The 18316-nt window shown below is 37.9% G+C and carries 18 protein-coding genes; 4 read left to right on the top strand and 14 right to left on the bottom strand.

Annotation, left to right across the window (positions count from 1 at the left end; all coding sequences use genetic code 11):
- The first annotated feature begins 123 nt into the window (after positions 1-123).
- Positions 124-2295 (top strand): cell division protein FtsA, encoded by a 2172-nt coding sequence (locus tag ACQKIH_RS06370; RefSeq protein ID WP_427764209.1) that lies wholly within the window; start codon positions 124-126, stop codon positions 2293-2295.
- Between the two features lie 56 nt (positions 2296-2351).
- Here the strand turns inward: ACQKIH_RS06370 and ACQKIH_RS06375 are convergent, their stop codons facing one another.
- From ACQKIH_RS06375 to ACQKIH_RS06415, 9 genes are all read right to left on the bottom strand, one after another.
- Positions 2352-2825, bottom strand: a complete 474-nt coding sequence (locus tag ACQKIH_RS06375; RefSeq protein WP_057989086.1) for a YtxH domain-containing protein — start codon at positions 2823-2825, stop codon at positions 2352-2354.
- 36 nt (positions 2826-2861) lie between these two features.
- Complete coding sequence (locus tag ACQKIH_RS06380) at positions 2862-3371, bottom strand: DUF948 domain-containing protein (RefSeq protein ID WP_057989083.1); 510 nt, start codon at positions 3369-3371, stop codon at positions 2862-2864.
- Positions 3372-3556: 185 nt separating this feature from the next.
- Positions 3557-4867: a UDP-N-acetylmuramate--L-alanine ligase gene (gene murC / locus ACQKIH_RS06385; RefSeq protein WP_057989081.1), complete on the bottom strand. Its 1311-nt coding sequence runs from the start codon at positions 4865-4867 to the stop codon at positions 3557-3559.
- A gap of 195 nt (positions 4868-5062) precedes the next feature.
- Entirely contained in the window at positions 5063-8191 is a 3129-nt protein-coding gene (locus ACQKIH_RS06390; protein WP_427764212.1) for a DNA translocase FtsK, read from the bottom strand.
- Positions 8192-8394: 203 nt separating this feature from the next.
- Positions 8395-9000 carry a YtpR family tRNA-binding protein gene (gene ytpR, locus ACQKIH_RS06395; RefSeq protein ID WP_057989079.1) on the bottom strand — a complete coding sequence of 202 codons (606 nt, stop codon included), beginning with the start codon at positions 8998-9000 and terminating at the stop codon, positions 8395-8397.
- The gene (locus tag ACQKIH_RS06400; protein WP_427764215.1) at positions 8997-9812 is read right to left on the bottom strand and encodes a DUF1444 domain-containing protein; all 816 of its coding nucleotides are present in this window, start codon (positions 9810-9812) and stop codon (positions 8997-8999) included. Before ACQKIH_RS06400 ends, ytpR begins: the two co-directional genes overlap by 4 nt.
- 124 nt (positions 9813-9936) lie before the next feature.
- On the bottom strand, positions 9937-10455 hold the full coding sequence (locus ACQKIH_RS06405; protein ID WP_057989075.1) for a hypothetical protein: 519 nt from the start codon (positions 10453-10455) through the stop codon (positions 9937-9939).
- 73 nt (positions 10456-10528) lie between these two features.
- Positions 10529-11059 carry a DUF84 family protein gene (locus ACQKIH_RS06410; RefSeq protein ID WP_427764217.1) on the bottom strand — a complete coding sequence of 177 codons (531 nt, stop codon included), beginning with the start codon at positions 11057-11059 and terminating at the stop codon, positions 10529-10531.
- A 109-nt stretch (positions 11060-11168) separates the two neighbouring features.
- Positions 11169-12245 carry a M42 family metallopeptidase gene (locus tag ACQKIH_RS06415; protein WP_427764219.1) on the bottom strand — a complete coding sequence of 359 codons (1077 nt, stop codon included), beginning with the start codon at positions 12243-12245 and terminating at the stop codon, positions 11169-11171.
- Between the two features lie 146 nt (positions 12246-12391).
- Here ACQKIH_RS06415 and ACQKIH_RS06420 point away from each other — a divergent pair, with 146 nt between their 5' ends.
- The 3 genes from ACQKIH_RS06420 to ACQKIH_RS06430 all read left to right on the top strand — a co-directional run bounded on the left by ACQKIH_RS06420 (position 12392) and on the right by ACQKIH_RS06430 (position 13750).
- Entirely contained in the window at positions 12392-12706 is a 315-nt protein-coding gene (locus tag ACQKIH_RS06420; protein WP_057989069.1) for a hypothetical protein, read from the top strand.
- A 160-nt stretch (positions 12707-12866) separates the two neighbouring features.
- The gene (locus ACQKIH_RS06425; RefSeq protein WP_057989067.1) at positions 12867-13070 is read left to right on the top strand and encodes a helix-turn-helix transcriptional regulator; all 204 of its coding nucleotides are present in this window, start codon (positions 12867-12869) and stop codon (positions 13068-13070) included.
- Positions 13070-13750, top strand: a complete 681-nt coding sequence (locus ACQKIH_RS06430) for a DUF3169 family protein (protein WP_427764222.1) — start codon at positions 13070-13072, stop codon at positions 13748-13750. Before ACQKIH_RS06425 ends, ACQKIH_RS06430 begins: the two co-directional genes overlap by 1 nt.
- A 66-nt stretch (positions 13751-13816) precedes the next feature.
- On the opposite strand, the gene ACQKIH_RS06435 is transcribed toward ACQKIH_RS06430, so the two are convergent.
- The 5 genes from ACQKIH_RS06435 to dat form a co-directional block, all read right to left on the bottom strand.
- Positions 13817-14683 (bottom strand): YtnP family quorum-quenching lactonase, encoded by an 867-nt coding sequence (locus ACQKIH_RS06435; protein ID WP_427764225.1) that lies wholly within the window; start codon positions 14681-14683, stop codon positions 13817-13819.
- A 22-nt stretch (positions 14684-14705) separates the two neighbouring features.
- Entirely contained in the window at positions 14706-15356 is a 651-nt protein-coding gene (gene trmB, locus ACQKIH_RS06440; RefSeq protein WP_057989063.1) for a tRNA (guanosine(46)-N7)-methyltransferase TrmB, read from the bottom strand.
- A gap of 64 nt (positions 15357-15420) precedes the next feature.
- Positions 15421-16353, bottom strand: a complete 933-nt coding sequence (locus tag ACQKIH_RS06445) for a diacylglycerol/lipid kinase family protein (RefSeq protein ID WP_427764227.1) — start codon at positions 16351-16353, stop codon at positions 15421-15423.
- A gap of 2 nt (positions 16354-16355) precedes the next feature.
- On the bottom strand, positions 16356-17345 hold the full coding sequence (locus ACQKIH_RS06450) for an NERD domain-containing protein (RefSeq protein WP_057989059.1): 990 nt from the start codon (positions 17343-17345) through the stop codon (positions 16356-16358).
- A gap of 113 nt (positions 17346-17458) precedes the next feature.
- Positions 17459-18310: a D-amino-acid transaminase gene (gene dat, locus ACQKIH_RS06455; protein ID WP_057989057.1), complete on the bottom strand. Its 852-nt coding sequence runs from the start codon at positions 18308-18310 to the stop codon at positions 17459-17461.
- Between the last annotated feature and the right edge of the window lie 6 nt (positions 18311-18316).

Consider the following 18316-nt stretch of genomic DNA (forward strand, 5'->3'; position numbering starts at 1 on the left):
GATACATTTTAAAATAATAATCTTATTATAATCAACTATTGATAGAATGTCACGCATTTTTAATTTAGCGCTTCAACTCGCTAAAGTTAAACGTAGGAATTACACGGAAGGAAGCGTTTTCATATGACAAATAAATTATTTGCTTTGGACATTGGTACTCGCTCCGTAGTCGGTATTATTTTAGAACAACATGCCGACCATTACCATGTTTCAGATATTTTAGTAAAGGAACATAAAGAACGCGCAATGGTCGATGGTCAAATACATAATGTTCTTTATGTAGCCGAACTTATAAAAACCATAAAATTAGAATTAGAAGCTACGCATGGTCCATTAACAAAAGTGAGCGTTGCAGCAGCTGGCCGTGCTTTAAAAACCGAACACGCAAGCGTCACAATTCCGATTAAAAACCGCCCTATTTTCACTGAAGAAGACATTAACCGTCTCGAATTACAAGCCGTACAGCAAGCACAGCAGCAACTTCTTCAACAAAAAGAGGATGCCAAATCCAATCACTATTACTGCGTTGGGTATTCCGTGTTGTACTACCGTTTAGATGGGGAAGAAATCGGTAGTTTATTAGACCAACAAGGAGACGAGGCAACGATTGAAGTGATTGCTACTTTTTTACCGCGCGTCGTAATAGAATCTTTACTCGCAGCACTAAAACGAGCGGATTTAGAAATGGATGCACTAACACTAGAGCCGATTGCAGCTATCAATGTACTCATCCCTCCTACTATGCGTCGATTAAATGTTGCACTTGTCGATATTGGCGCTGGCACATCCGACATCGCCATTACCGATAATAGTACGGTTGTTGCCTACGGAATGGTACCGACTGCTGGTGATGAGATTACAGAAGCACTGAGTGACCATTACTTACTGGACTTCCCTGTTGCGGAAATGGCCAAGCGACAAATGCATACAGCACAGGAAATTTCAATTCAAGATATTCTAGGCTTCGATCAATATTTTCCTCGTGAGGACGTTTTAAAAGCCATTTACCCTGCGATTCAAAATTTAGCCGAATCGATTGGTAAAGAAATTTTACGCCTTAATAATAATATTGCCCCAAAAGCGGTGATGCTAGTCGGTGGAGGAAGCTTAACGCCGAATATACCTGAGGAGCTCGGGAATATTTTAGGATTGCCTGCAAATCGTGTAGCCGTGCGAGGTATTGATGCCATACAAAATTTAACACGCAATGAGAATATTGCGGTAACACCAGAGCTTGTAACGCCGATTGGTATAGCGATTGCTGCGCAGAAATCGCCCATTCACTACATGTCGCTTTCTGTAAACGAACAAGTTATTCGATTATTTGAGTTAAAGGAAATGACTGTCGGGGATGCCTTTTTAGCCGCAAATATTCGAGCGAAACAGCTTTACGGAAAACCTGGTCACGGTTTGTCTATCACAGTGAATGGGCAAAGTATCTTCGTTCCAGGCGAGCATGGGCAGCCCGCACAAATCTTATTAAATGGACAACCTGCCTCGACGAAATCACTCGTTAAAAATGGAGATCAAATCGAACTGATTGCTGGAATGGACGGTAAAGATGCAACGGTCAATGTACGGGATATGATTGATAACGCCTCTGTTAAATCTGTAACGATTCAAAATACATTGTTTATGATTGAACCGAAAGTCTATGTAAATGGTGAGGTAGTGAACTTAGATGCGCTATTAGAGGACCGTGATGTAATCGTAGTCGAAACTGTTGAAACGATTGAAGCAGCCTTGAAACATACAGATAACCTGCTGCAATTAAATCAGTTCGCTTCCTACTTAATTCATATTGACGGTAAGCCCGTGCATCTACCTGAATTTTCATCGCAATTATTTGCTAATGGCAAGTCGGGTAAACTGAACTATCCGATTTACAATGGGGATGTCATAACATTTGAACAGCTTCAATTACCTACTGCGGACATGATCGCAAACGAGCTCAATTTACTACTTGAGGAAAAAGCAGTTGTGACATTCCAAAAGGAACAAGTTGAGCTTATCAAAACGGCACGAGAGTTTTTTGTTAATGGTAAAGTCGTACAAAGACAAGCGCCCGTGCCTAATGGAGCCACAATAAAAATTTTAGAAAAAGATACAAGCAAGTGGATTTATCAAGATGTGTTCCGTTTTTCATCTTGGCAATTACCGACTGCCTTTAAAGGGTCATTTACCATTTTACGCAATGGTCAGCCGTCTTCATTTGATGCGGAAATTTTTGGTGGAGATCAATTAGAAATTCAGTTAATCGAGCACGCCATGAAAACGGAGAGCAAAACACTTTAGTAAAAACAAAAACGCACCATTTCAACTTTTGTGAAATGGTGCGTTTTTAAATTGAACTACTCGATAGAAGTATGGCGCGTTGAATTCGCTACTTCAGAAATACCTTCTGTCACTTCTGTTACAACCTGATCAACTGCATCTTTAATCGATTCTAATGGCTCTTCACCTTCAAATGAAACCGTCCCATCATCAAGTGCAGGTGGCTGTTTAGCCGTTTTCGCTTTTACTTTTTCTACTAAGTTTGTTGATTGCTCTTTTAATTGGTTTGAAATTTGAGATGTTTTTTCTTTTGCTGATCCTGAAAATTCAACACTTTTTTCTTTCAACGTAACCGCTTGGATTGCAACATCATTTCTTAATTCACTACCTGCTTTTGGTGCTAGAAGTAATGCCGCAGCTGCGCCTACAATTCCGCCTACAAAAGCACCGAGAATGAAATCTTTCAACTGTATTGTCTCCTCTCCATAAATCGATTCGTTAACATGCGTATAATCTTGAGGTGCATTTACAGCCACTTGCTTTTCAGACATAATCAGCTCTCCCCTTTTTTGACAGAAAAATTGTGCTTACTTGCGTTTTAAGAAGCCAAACTTTGATTTTGTTTCCATTCCTGCTGGTGTTTCATTTGTTTTTGTACTCGTAAAAATCACTTCATCTTGATCAATCGGTTTACGTTGACGCCACTGTTCTGCAATACCCATTGCGACATTACTCCACTGAACAACTTGTGCGATTTTTTCTTCATTCTTTTGAACTTCTGTTGAAATTGAATTTGTAATGCGTTGGACCGATGTATTTAAGCCATTTACGGACTCACCAACACCTTGTACAGCATGGATAACTGAATTTAACTTCTCAGACTTATCTGAAATATCATCTGCCAAATTATTTGTTTTCGTCAATAATGACGTCGTTTCACGTGTGATACCTTCCATTTGGCCTTCAATCCCAGCTACTGTCCCAGCGATTGAATTTAACGTGTTCTTTAATGAGAACAATGTCATACCAATACTTATACATAATACTAAAAATCCGATAGCTGCAATTAAAGCAGCAATATAAAGTACTAACTCCATCTGATGACCTCCTCCATCTTGTCCCACTATAATTATTCGACAAAAATAGTGACAATCCTTCTTTCAGGTTGCCATTACCTATTATCTACTATTTCCATAATTCCCATTCATTTTAGAGCTAAATTGCTATTATGTAAAGGAACTTAACTACTTTAATTAAAGAAAAACAGCCTATCCGTAATGGATTAAGCTGTTTCCTCTTTCAAAAGTGCTTCAAAAGCATCTTGATATTTGTGTACGTCGCCAGCACCCATGAATAGGAATACGGCATGTTTATGCTTGTGCAGCTGCGTAATCGTTTCTAACTGCAGCACTTGACTGCGTTCGATTAACTCACTTAAATCTGTAATTGTTAATTCACCTTGTTTTTCACGAGCTGAACTAAAAATATCACATAAATAAGTCGCATCTGCTCCACTTAAGCTATCCGCAAAGTTTTGCAGGAATGCTTGTGTTCGTGTAAATGTATGCGGTTGGAAAATCGCCACAACTTCACGATCCGGATATTTTTGACGAGCCGATTGAAGTGTCGCTGCAATTTCTGTTGGGTGATGTGCGTAATCATCCACTAACACATTGTCGCCAATCGTCGTTTCCGTAAATCGTCGTTTTACACCGCCATACGTGTTTAAGCGCTCTTGAATTAAATTCGCAGGTACGCCTTCATAATGGCACAGAGAAATAACGGCTAACGAATTTAAAATCGTATGGTCACCGAATAATGGAATGAAGAATTTACTATATAATTCATTGCGAACATATACTTCGAATTCTGTACCTTCTGTTGTTTTGACAATATTGCGCGCTGCAAAATCATTTTCTTGTCCGAAGCCATAATAAACAACAGGGACATTTGCTTGGATTTTTTGTAATTGTTCGTCATCACCACATGCAATAATCGCTTTATTTACTTGTAAAGCTAATGATTGGAATGCGTCGTAAACGTCATCAATATTTTTAAAATAATCTGGATGGTCAAAGTCAATATTCGTCATGACCGCATAATCTGGATGATACGCTAAGAAATGTCGGCGGTATTCACATGCCTCCATGACAAAATAAGACGCATCCTCTTTACCTGCTCCTGTACCATCACCAATTAAAAAAGATGTTGGCATATAGCCGTCAATTACGTGACTCATTAAGCCGGTTGTTGATGTTTTCCCATGTGCACCTGTAATCGCAATCGATGTACAACGGTTACTATATTCCCCTAAAAACTTATGGTAGCGAATGACTTCCAAACCTAATTCACGTGCGCGAACGAGCTCTGGATGGTCATCAGGAAAAGCGTTACCTGCAATGATTGTTAAACCTGGTTCTATATTATTTTCATCAAAAGTTATAATTTTAATACCACGGTCACGTAAAGGTTGTTCTGTAAAATAATACGTTTCTACATCAGAACCTTGCACTTCTTCACCAGAATCAAATAAAATTTGCGCAAGTGAGCTCATACCCGAACCTTTAATACCTGTAAAATGATATCGTGTCATTTTATAAAAACCTCCTAGGATACCAAGATCCCATTGAATCATTCATATTTTATTTATTATTGTTTCAGAACATTCCACTTTAGAAAAGATAGGGAGATTTCTGCTGAAACAAGTTTAGTTTATTATAGCACTATTTGCTCAAAACTATAAATGAACGACAATTCTAAAAATTAATTCCGCCCATTTACTAGCCCTTTAGTCTCCAAATTGGACAGCTAAATCCTCTTCAGTAATAAATACATCCCTCGGCTTACTACCTTTTGGCTCTGACACAAATCCTTGACCTTCTAACATGTCAATCAATCTAGCCGCTCGATTGTAACCGATTTTATAGCGACGTTGTAATAAAGATGTAGATACAGAACCTTGTTCAAATACAAATCGGCAAATTTCTTCAAACAGCTCATCTTGCTCTTCTACAGCTTCTGAACGTTTTAATAGCTCTTCTTGTTTAAAGATATATTCTGGCTCACCTTGATCACGAACATATTCAATAATTTCTTCTATTTCATCATCTGTTACAAACGTACCTTGAATACGCGTTGGCGCAGACATTCCATTTCCTAAATATAACATATCTCCACGTCCAAGTAACCGTTCCGCGCCTTGCGCATCTAAAATCGTTCGAGAATCGATTTGTGATGACACAGAGAAAGCGATACGCGTCGGGATATTAGCCTTGATTAAACCCGTAATAACATCAACAGAAGGACGCTGAGTAGCAACAATCAAATGAATACCTGCAGCACGAGCCTTTTGTGTTATACGACAAATACTATCCTCTACATCTTGCGGCGACATCATCATTAAATCAGCCAACTCATCAATCACAATTAATAAGTACGGTAACTTTTGTGCATACATTCGGTTCTCTTCACACATTTTATTATATGCTTCGATTTTTCGTGCACCGCTATGCATAAATAGCTGATAACGTCTTTCCATTTCTTCCACTGCCCATTTCAATGCGGCCGTAGCAGCTTTAACATCAGTGATGACTGGGCTTACTAAATGTGGAATATGATTAAACGGTGCTAATTCCACCATTTTCGGATCGATTAACATTAATTTTAAATCATTCGGATTCGATTTATACAATAAGCTTACTAAAATAGAGTTAATGCATACCGATTTCCCTGAACCAGTTGCACCTGCGATTAATCCATGTGGCATTTTGCGTAAATCAATCGTTACAGGCCTTCCTGTTAAATCTAAGCCAAGTGCTGCTTCAAGAGGTGAATCTGAATTGCGGAATGAATCCGAATCCGTTACCTCAGACAAACGCACGGCACGAGAAATACGATTAGGAATTTCGATACCAATCGAGCGTTTCCCTGGAATTGGCGCGTCAATTCGAATATCTTTTGCCGCTAAAGCAAGCTTAATATCATCAGCCAAGTTACGCACTTTACTCACTTTTGTCCCTTGCCCAACGGTAATTTCAAATTGCGTAACAGCTGGTCCTTGTACAATCGATTCAATATGTGCTTGAATTTGGAAATAAGATAAAGCCTCTACTAATCGATCTCCTTGTTCATCCATCCACTCTCGGTCTTCGATCATTTCCTCTGGTGGGACTAAAAAATCTAGCGGTGGCTTCACATAAGGAGCTTTCTTCACTTCTACTGCTTGTTGAATCGGTTCAATCATTTCTTGAACGACCTCAACTTCTTGTTGTGGAAGGCTGACTGGTTCATTACGTAGCACTTCGACCAGCTGTTCTTCTATTTTTTCAACCACTATTTCACTGTGTTCCTCAATTGGCTCTAAAATCGTTGCCTCTATCTTTTCTTCAACAATTTCTTCTGGCATAGCTAGCTCTATTTGTTCAGGTATAAATTCACTTACCTCTTCAATTGGCTCCGCTTCTACGGGATCAAGTTGTGCAATTTGTTCAATATCTTGTTCAAATCGTTCGCTATTTTCAAGCAGCAGTTCACTTTCAGCGGGGAGTTCAATTGGTTGTTGTAGCGGTTCAGAAACCACTTCAATCGGCTCACTCACCTGTTCAATGATTGGCTCACTTACTTCCTCATGTACTACATTTACAGGTATTTCTGCCATTACTTGTACTTCTTCACTGAAATTTCCGTCACTTACTTCCAGTATTTCCCCGCTTACTTCCGCCTGCATTTGTAGGTTTTGTTGTCCATACAATTGGCGAGCCATTAGTTTTTGCTTGTCAGACTTTAACATAACAACATTAAATGGCAATCGGCTTCCTGTATTTTCACGTAATCTTTGCGGAATTTGTTGATCTTCATTTGGTACTTTTACTTCCTCGGTTTGTGGAAGCTGCTCTACATTTAACTGGCCAATATGAATCGTTGAATTTTCAATCGTGACATGCTTCACCTGAACTTCATTTAACAATTCTTCATCCACTGCTTGTTGAGTCGGCAATGCACTTTGTTTTTCCGTTAAAACTGATTCACTTACGATTTCTTTTGGTGTATCGGTTACTGCCTCTTCTACTACAATCGGCTCTTTTTCGATTACTGGCTCTACTGTTGTCGCTGCTATTTCTTCGACGATCGTTTGTAATTGCGTTGGCTGTTCTACTTGAATCGGTACTATTTTTGGTACTTCTGTATTTTCAGTATGTACGAAAACTTCTTCCTTAACAGTTTGTGGTGCAACTGTATTTTCAACCTTTTCGATGTTTGCTGAATAGCTTTCATTCTGTTGCGGTTCACTTGGAATGGATGGATGTCGTTCCTCCATTAACTTTTCAATCGGTGTTGGCTTTTTAAATCCATGAACTGGTGACGGCACATCTGTCGGTACAAAACGTTTGCGCGTGGCAAGAGGATTAACAAATTCCTTATTAATTTTTTGTTCTTCACGCTTTGGATTTTTCAGTAAAATTTCACGTTCTGGTTTTGTCACTTGCGCTCTAGGCTCGGTGCTATCTTGACTACGAATGACATTGGAATGACCTCGACCTTTTCGACGACGCTCTAATAAGTCACGAATACCAGATACTTCTACATCGTAAACAGTATTGGGCACTTGCTTTTGCAAATATTTCGGCAATTTAAATTCCTCAGTGTCTGCCTTTTTGTAATGATTATTCTGTTGCTCATATTTTGGCTGCTCATATCGAGGTTGCTTCGGCTGCTCTGTTGCTACAACGTCTACCTCATCATTTATTAATGGAAAACGAAATGTTGTTCCGCTCGATTGCGGCGTATTATGATCAGCTTGTGAATTCTCATATTGTGCGTTTTTATTTTCTGAAAAACGCTCATATTCAGACTCTTCAAATTCATCCTCTGTATCCTTGTAAAGAAATTTATTTAACTGATTTTTTATCCAACTCAAGTTCATCACTTCTTTCTCAAAAAACATCGCCCTACACGTTTATATTTTGTAGTGGTCTTTTCCGTATTATGATAATGTGTATTCCTCAAAATCATATCATATTTAGCGAGGGAAATGGGCATTGTACACATGTTTTTCAACATAAAAAAGTCAGTATGAGCGATTGTAATAACTCATACTGACTTTCTATTCAAATTATAGTGTTAAACTTCGAACGGACTACCTACTTCTGCTGAATCCTCTAGAACTAAAATCCCTTTCGCTTCTGGTGCGTCAGGAATTGCTAACTCACGAGCTGAACACAGCATACCGAAAGAATCTTCTCCTCGTAAATTGCCTTCTTTAATTAATAATCCAGATGGCATAACCGCGCCAACTTTTGCAACGACTACTTTTTGACCTGCTTCAACATTTGGCGCGCCACATACGATTTGTACTGTTTCTTCGCCTACGTTTACTTGGCATACACTTAATTTATCCGCATTTGGATGTTTTTCTTTTGATTGTACATAGCCAACTACAAATTTTGGTGAGAAGTCTACATTTAAAGGAAGATCTGCACCGTTTGCTTTGATTGCTGCTGCTAATTTTTCTACTAGCTCAGGCGTTACTTCTACATTGCCTGCAACATCTAACTCGATATATTTACTTGCATTGAATAAGTTAAATGCTTTTACTTCACCTGTTGCTTCTTCTTTTAAAATGGCTAAATCGCCAATGCGTTCCATTTGTGTTTGTACGATATCTTCCATCGCGATTTGAACTAATAGAACATCGCCGACATGTTGTTTGTTATAAGCTACTTTCATGAATCTTCTTGCCCCTTTTTCACTTTGTTTTTTGCTAAAATAAAGATTGGTTCGAGATGGCCGTTTTCATATACAAATGAAAGCGATGTAATAGGAACCGCTCCGACTGTAAAGAAATGCATCGTCATCTGCGCTAATACATCATACCCTACTTCATTGCGAATATCACCAATAATTAATACATCTTGATGCGGAACAGATACCGTCATTTCTCCTTCGATTTGAAGTGCCATCTCATTTAAAAAGCTATCATTTAAAATACGACTCGCATCGTATCCATCATTATGATTTAAAAAGTAATACACATTGCCCGAAACTTCATCACGTTTGAAAGTAGTCGGTAATTTTTTTACAGAAAAACGTGCTGCTTCTCTTATTTGCTCTCCAGTTATCGCTAGTTTCGGTAGCATGGACTCATCGATTAATCGATAGGTCGCACCTAAATCAAGCGCATAATAAATCCTCGTTTCAGCTGTATGATCCGTCGTAATAAACGCATGTCCTTCATTTGATGTTAATGGAAATGACGTCGAACGAATAATTGGACATACCGCAGCAAGACCTTCAAACCCCTCTTTTTGTTCTCTTTCCATCGCCAAAAAGGTTTGTTTTATCGTATAAATAATTTCATCGATTGCTTGCTCTTTTTTCGTTTCATATTTTGCTAAAATTCCAGCTAAAGAAATATCCATTCCTTTTCCTATAACTTTATGATCAAGGCGCAATTTATCGTGCTTTTCATCAAAAGTAAACGAATACGTTGCTTCCCCTAATCGCTCTTTTATTTGCGCGACTAATTGTGGAGATTCCATTTTCATCACTCCTCTACTCTTATGTATCAATAGAAAACGGCCCACCATTGTGAACCGCTTGTTATTGCTATCATTTATTTTATTGTATCAAAAAAGTGACAATTACGCCCCTTCCTTGCTTGAGTTAATCAATCGCACGAACCGATTGCACAATTTCCATCATGTCCTGTAATTTTTGATCGATTTTTTTATTTTCCGAAAGTGTTGTTAATTTTACACCACCGATCGTGACAACAAGTTCATATTGCTTTTCTCCACGCTTAATTACAGATGAAAAGCCAAACGTTTCATCGGACTTGTATATTTCTTCTTCCACAATTTCTATATTTGGGTCCTCTTTTAATATCGTATAATGTAATTGACTATTCCCAGCTTCTTGAGGGTTTACAAATAAAAGATAAGAATCTTTACCATTCACTAAAGTATAGTTTAATTCATCAATCCCTTTTTCAATGCCATAGCCTTGTGGGATATATAATTCAATTTGGCCAATCATTTTATTCGGTTCATTCGGTTTACTTTCAAAGGTCGTTTTTGCATTTTCTAAGCCCACTGACGCTTGCTCTTCAACTGACTGATTACATCCAGAAACAAGTAACATGACAATACTTAAGATAAAAATATGAACCCATTTGCGATTCATTTTTAATTCCCTCACCTTCAAACTTTTTTTCTATCATAATTTTTCTTTTTATCAAATTGCAAATTTTGTGATTTCACTTCATATTTCTAGTCCGTTCATAAAATAAGATTTGTCCAATTAGAAGCTTCACAATGTGTTCAAACATCTCTTTGCGATCAATTAAACCATTTGTGAAAATTCCAATGGCTCCTGCATGTTGTCGTATATCTTTCTCATTAGTATAGACGTCCATAACCGGACCAAGTTCCTTACCACTGCGTAATTCAATGGCAATTTTTTCAGGTAGAGCAAATTGTGCCCCTGCGCTTGAAAGGATTGTCCCGTCTTTTAACGCGACCGCTCCCCAATTACAGCAATACATTACGCCATCAATTTCTTCTACACCGCCTTCTAAGCCAAAACCGATGTCTGCCTGTGTTGCAATCAATGCATTGCGCGCACGATTAATTGCACCTAGTCTCGTCTCTTCATTTGAAAAGGGTTGTACAGATACTTCTGAAGCGACGTCTACATGCTCGAATTGAACATCCGAAAAATACTCCGAAACGATTGCTTCTACTGCACCAACTTTCGCCTGATTTTTTGTACCAATTGCGATTTTCATCATTTCATCTCCGTTAATTTTGACAATATATTTTCATTTATCTACCCCAAAAAAATACAAGAATGTGAGTACACCACATTCTTGTATTATAATGCATATGCTAATTTTTTTATACGTTCGCTTTAATTGACTCGATTGTAGAACGGTCTGCAGACTTGATCAGCTTCACTAATAATTCTTTTGCCGCGGCGTAGTCATCCACATGAATAATAGATGCGGAAGTATGAATATAGCGTGAACAAATTCCAATAACTGCTGATGGAATCCCGTCATTTTGTGTATGTACACGACCGGCATCGGTTCCACCTGGAGAAACGAAATATTGATACGGAATATTATTCGATTCCGCTGTATCTAGTACAAATTCACGCATGCCACGATGTGTGACCATTGAACGATCGAAAATACGTAATAACGGACCTTTTCCTAATTGACCAAATTGATTTTTATCACCAGATATATCATTTGCTGGTGAAGCGTCAAGCGCAAAAAATAGATCAGGCTGAATCATATTGGCAGATACTGCCGCGCCACGTAATCCGACTTCTTCCATTACGTTTGCACCTGAATAAATATGACTCTTCACTTCTTGCCCATGTAATTCTTTTAATAATTCTATCGCTAAGCCGCATCCATAACGGTTATCCCACGCTTTTGCCATAATTTTTTTCGGATTGGCCATTGGTGTAAATGGACAAATTGGGATGATGGATTGCCCCGCACGTACACCCATATTATGCGCATCCTCTTTCGAATCAGCACCGATATCAATTAACATATTTTTAATTTCCATTGGCTTTGCACGCTCTGCATCTGTTAATAAATGCGGAGGAATGGAAGCAATGACCCCTGGAATTTCACGGTCTTTAGTATAAACAGTGACGCGCTGTGCCAGCATTACTTGGTTCCACCAGCCACCTAGTGTTTGAAAACGTACCATCCCATTATCCGTAATAGAAGTGACCATGAATCCGACTTCATCCATATGACCTGCAACTAAAATTTTTGGGGCATTTTCATCTTGTGCTTTACGAACGCCAAAAATCCCACCTAATTGATCTTGAATAATCTCATCTGCGTATGGCGTCAGTTGCTCACGCATAAACTGACGAACTGCTCGTTCATTTCCTGGAGCACCAGGTAATTCTGTTAACGTTTTAAACATCGTAAGTGTATCTTGATTCACTGTAAACACCTCGTAAAATTTGAATTTTTCTCATTATATCATAAATTAAAAGTTTATTTCGTAATTCGAACCTTCTATATTTTTTGTACACCGAAATAACAGTATGTTAAAGTGATAGTAGTTCATTATTTGAGGGGGTTATTTGTATGAAAATGAAAGATTTTGCACTTGGCGTTGTTACCGGTTTAGCAGCGGCTATCATCATTAAGGAAATGAGTGAACGCGTTTCACCTTACCAATCACCAAATAACATTTTAACGACAATTAAAGACGAATTTAAAAAACAAGCACCAATTGATGGCTCTTGGATTTATATGAAAACTGAGCAATTTAACAATGGCTTTACAGAGACACCTGTTTATCGCGGCGGTATTTCTCGCATGATGGACGGCGAAATGGAAAACTTCGAATTCGCAGCCGATGCTCGTTCAGGCGCTGTGGTTGAATTAAAGCAAGTTTAACGTAACACTCAAAAAATATATCTCGAAATTCAAAATGCCTATCTGACTTAGATCAGTAGGCATTTTTATTTTCGCCCAAAATAAAATATATTAGTCAGTTTGACAAATTTATTTGTCAAATTGTTTGTTTTAGTTTACATTGTTTTTAGGAGGTGAAACGATGAGAACAAGAATTAAAGAATTACGTGCACGTGATCAGTTAAACCAAACTGAATTGGCAAAACGCGCAAAAGTTTCAAGGCAGACGATTAGCTTAATTGAACGAGAAGAACTCGTTCCATCGTTAATCATTGCAGTTCGTATTTCCAAAATATTTAATGAACCAATTGATAACATTTTTATTTTCGAGGAGGATGATTTGTAATGAAAGTATTAAAGCAATTAGGTATTGGCGCACTAATCGGTGGTTTTTTTGGATACGTTCTTGTAGGTGGTTCCTTTACACTGCCGACTTATGACATTTCAACAGAATTGATGGGCATTTTCACAATCATCGCTTTCTTTTTATGTATTTTTAGTTTATCTGGCTTAACTGCAATTAAAAAGAAAGCTGCACAAACACTTTCTGGAGAAGAGGAAGATTTACGTGATGAATGGAGTTACAAAAAATATAGCGATGTATCTTTAGCAAGTACTACTGCTCTCGTTTTAAGCATTGCGACAGTTTGCATTGGGATCATTACAGAAGCATCGATTCCACTTGTAATTTTTTCCCTAGTATCTACTATCTTTAGTGTAATTGTTGCTCTTATGCCGAGCAAATACATGCGCTATGTTTATCCAGACCGTAATCTTCCAAATCCAAATGATAAAAATTATATGGCCAAACTTTTAGAAGCCTCTGATGAAGGTGAGCGTCACATTATGCTAAATGGCCTTTATTCTGTGTATAATTTAACTTCTCTATTACTTATACTTGCCATCGTTTTATTTATGTTTTATTCAGTTGCAACTGGAGAGTCACAATTATTCTCTATTTTAGTCATTTCACTTATTTTGATCAGTATTAATACACATTATATATTTAAAATTCGTAGTAAGTAATCACTTAAATACACAACAAAAAAATGTAGAAACGCTTCCTAACAAAACGTTTCTACATTTCTTATATTATTTAAACTGAATCATTGCCTCGTTCGTTCGCTTCAAGCTATCCACAATATTTTTCCCGCTCGCATCCCACTGAATCATGCGGAAGTATGCATCATGGTAAAAAATAAAACGATAGCCATTTTCTAGCGCTTCTTTTAATAATTTTTCCTTTGCATATACACTCGTCATCGGATAATCATCATAAGCAAGCACCCATAAAGGATTTTGATGGGCATGTGTCGGCATAATATCGGCCATATGTAATGCCACTTCACCATTTTGCTCGATACGAATAATGGCATGTCCATCACTATGTCCACCTGTATGAATCATTTTTAAACCAGGTGCTACTTCTAGCTCCCCTACAAATGTCTTCACTAAATGCTGCACAGGCTCCCAGTTTTCTTTCCAATACGTGTTTTTTGAACGGATATTTGGATTGCGCATTTCATCCCATTCCGTTTGCGTCGTGTAAATGACCGCATTCGGAAACACAGGAACTAATGTATCGCCTTCCCATTTCGTTAAACCACCTGCATGATCGAAATGTAAGTGCGTCATTAAAATCACATCAATTTGCTCTGGCTTTATGTCGAGTTGTGCCAAGCTTTTTTCGATTGTTGATTCCTCTGAAACACCGAAGTTACGCAATTGCTTTTCATTTAACTTCCCTGCTCCTACACCCGTATCAATTAAATAATTTTTGCCTTCGTATTGAATTAAAATCGGTTCACAAGCTAATTCAATTTGATTTAAATCATTCACTGGATATTTGCGAGACCATAATGCTCTTGGCACTACCCCAAACATCGCCCCGCCATCAAGTGCTGTAACACCACCGTTTAACCAAGTAAATGTCATGTTGTGAAATACGTAAGAATCCATCCATTTCTCCCCCTTAAAACAATTATTTATTCGATTTAAATTGGCATTCTAATCGATAAATTGGCTGACCTAGCGCAGAAAATTTCTGTTCATACTCAGTCATCACATTGTCTTCAGGCATATTGACATGTAAATCTAATGACACAAATTTTAATGCCATGCCATATTCATTCATACTTACTAATGAATATTCAAAAAGACCACGGTTATCCGTTTTAAAGTGAATTTCACCATTATCAATCAAAACATTTTCATATAATTTCAGGAAGCCCTCATGCGTTAAACGACGCTTTGCATGGCGTATTTTTGGCCAAGGATCCGAGAAATTTAAGTAAACACGACTTACATCGCCTTTTGCAAAAAACTCTTCTAATTTCGCACCATTTACTTTTAATAAGCGTAAATTGGCTGGCTTTTCGGCCTCAATCGTTTTTTCTAATGCGCACACTAGTACACTATCGAATAATTCGATACCGATATAGTTAATATCCGGATTTTGCAAAGCCATTCCTATAACAAATTGACCTTTTCCTGTTCCTACTTCAATATGAACAGGATTGTCATTGCCGAATACTTCACTCCACTTTGTTTTATGTGCTTCTGGGTTTGGAATAACCACATCTGTATGTGCATCGATAAATTCTACTGCCCATGGTTTATGTCTTAATCTCACTAATAAATCCTCATTTCTATGTTGTACATTGCCCATATTATAGCGTAAATTGAACCATTCCGCTTTAATATTTACTTTTTTTTGCTAACTTCCATGCTTTTTCTTTTACGACAAACTCGATTGTATTGTGTCCGTGCGGTAAAACTTGAGTTTCTCCATCTGCATGTCCTAAAATTGCCGCATCGGATTTTAAAGTGACCCCATTGCTACTAAATTGGTGAACTTCCTTAAATTTCGTATGCCTTGCAAAGTAAACTGTCATGAAAACAAACAATAATTTCCACTTTGACAACTCTGATACGACGGTCACCTCAAGTATTCCGTCAGACGTATCGGATGTTGGGGATAAATTCATTCCCCCACCGAAAAATTTTTGATTGCTTACGGTCACAAACCAAACATCTTTAAACCTTTTTTCATGTCCGTTATGCAGTACCCTTAATTGAAAAGGTTTAAATGTAAATAACGCATAAATAACAAAAAATGCGTAGCTTATCTTCCCTAGCTTTATCCGATTTAACCATTTTTTCAGTTGGGATTCATTCGTTAGTTTGCCTACAAGTGCATCAAAACCAATGCCAAAATTATTGACAAAAATTTTCGTATGCTCGTTAAAATGCGCCACACCGTAATCATGAGCCGTCACATCTCGTGTTTCAATAAATCGCTCAATTTGCTCAGGCGATTCAAATATTTCATAACCACGGGCAAAGTCATTTCCCGAACCGGCTGCAATGACACCAATAATAATCTGTTCGTACATCCCCGCTCCATTTACTAATTCATGGATTGTTCCATCTCCACCAACAGCAATTAAGCACACGCTCTCTTGGTCCATTGTCGCTTGTGCAAGTTTTCTCGCAATCTCACTTGTATGTCCAGAGTAGCTTGTAAAGTGGAGTTCATATGGTACTGTTAATTGCTTCTCAAACCGTTGCCAAACTTCTTTTCCCTTTCCCCCGCCTGCAAATGCATTCACAATAAAGTGTAGTTGCAAATTTACTCCGCTTCCTTATCCGTGTTCCAAATATCACGGTTGAAAGATGTCGTTTGAACTGTTTTTAAAATCGTTTCTGCCGCACGAATTTGCATATGCTTCATTGGGGACACTGATTTTTGTAGGTGTTGCATCCATTCAGGGAAATTTCGTTTATCAACAAGTTGTATACCATACATTTTACCCGGATAATCAATAAAACCATTTCGCGTTAATAATACTTTTCGAATCGGAAGGTCAATCCCATTTTGCATAAATAATTGCTCGACGACTTTTTCCATGCGACTTAACTGGATGATTGGGTTTAATACTTTTTTATCGACTTTCCCGACCTTTTTCACCCAAAAACGTTCGCTCGTTCCTACATATACCGCTTGATCTTCTTGCTCTAATAATGTCACACATATACATTCGGTTGGTGTCATAATCATAATATCTAATTCAATCGGTGCCTTTTTGATACGTAAAATTGGAAAATAAAACAGCAGATATGTGTCAGGCAACGTTTGGAGCATCGCGCGCAACAAAGTATCTCGCATAAATTTCGGATCCACATACGATTTTTCACGTAATGTTGAACTTGCCCACTTCATTTGAAAGTGGAAAAATTGGTCAATAAACATGCGCTTTAATTCTTCGATTGTATTCGGTGCATAAACAATATTTGGTTCAAACAATAATGTTGAGCTTTCCTCGGGAATCTCATCTTCATTTAATAATAATTCATTTGAAACTTCTATATTTTCAGTATCTTCTTCGTCCTCTTTCACCTTATTGAATGTAAAAAACTTTTGGAAAATGGAAGATTTTTTCGGTTCTTCTACTTCCGTTTCCAAGTCTTGCTCCCAGCGCTCAATCGTTTCGCCTGATTGCCACTGGTATTTTACACGTCCCCATTGGTTTTGCTTTAAGCGAATAAATTGCGTCGGATAACGAGCCAAGTCTTTTTCATAGCGTGAAATATAGTCTTGAAGTTTTACTAACTGAGCCATAATGATCTACTCCCTATTTGAATCTAGTTGTCATTATTTCATATTTTACAGGTTATTGACCAAAAAAAATAGGGAATTGCTAAATTGCAACTCCCTACTTGTGAATTTAATGCTTATGCACGAATGCCTTTTGGAATTTTTGTATCAAATTGTACTTGTAGTTTGCGTGTCCAGTCACCTGGTTTTCCGCCACCAAACACTGTGCCGTCAACTTCGACAATCGGTGTTACTTCTGAAGTTGTTGATGAAACTATTACTTCATCCATTGCAAGAAGCTGAGCTTTTGTCATCGCTTCTTCCTTCACTGGTAAACCAATTTCAGCCGCACATTTAATGATTACTTGACGTGTAATACCGTTTAAGATGAAATTATCAGCTGGGTGTGTATATAAAACACCATCTTTAATTCCGTAAATATTAGAAGAAGAACCCTCTGTAACTGTTTCTCCACGATGTAAAATCGCTTCGTAGCAACCTTTTTCTTGTGCTTCTTGTTTAGCAAGAACCGCGCCAAGTAAGTTTAATGATTTAATGTCGCAACGTAACCAACGAACATCTTCCACAAATGTTGCCTTCACACCGTTTTCAAAGTTCGCAACCGGACGTGGATTTTCCTTCGTATTACCTGTTAATACTGGCTTCACTTCATCACCAGGGAAAACATGGTTACGAGCACCTGCACCACGTGTAATTTGGAAATAAACATGTCCTGTTTCAACTTTATTTTTCTCCACTAACTGATGCAATAATTGATGTAACTTATCTTTTGTATAAGGAATCGTCATGCGAATTTTTTCAGCGCTCACATAAAAACGATCGACATGCTCTTCCGCTGTAAATAATTCACCGTTATATACTTTTACTACTTCGTAAACACCATCGCCAAATTGATAGCCACGGTCTTCCTTATTAACTACTACTTCTTCATCTTTAACGATTTGATCATTCCATAAGCTGTAACTCATTTTCAT

This window comes from Solibacillus cecembensis, from assembly GCF_050272495.1.
Lineage (GTDB): Bacteria > Bacillota > Bacilli > Bacillales_A > Planococcaceae > Solibacillus > Solibacillus cecembensis.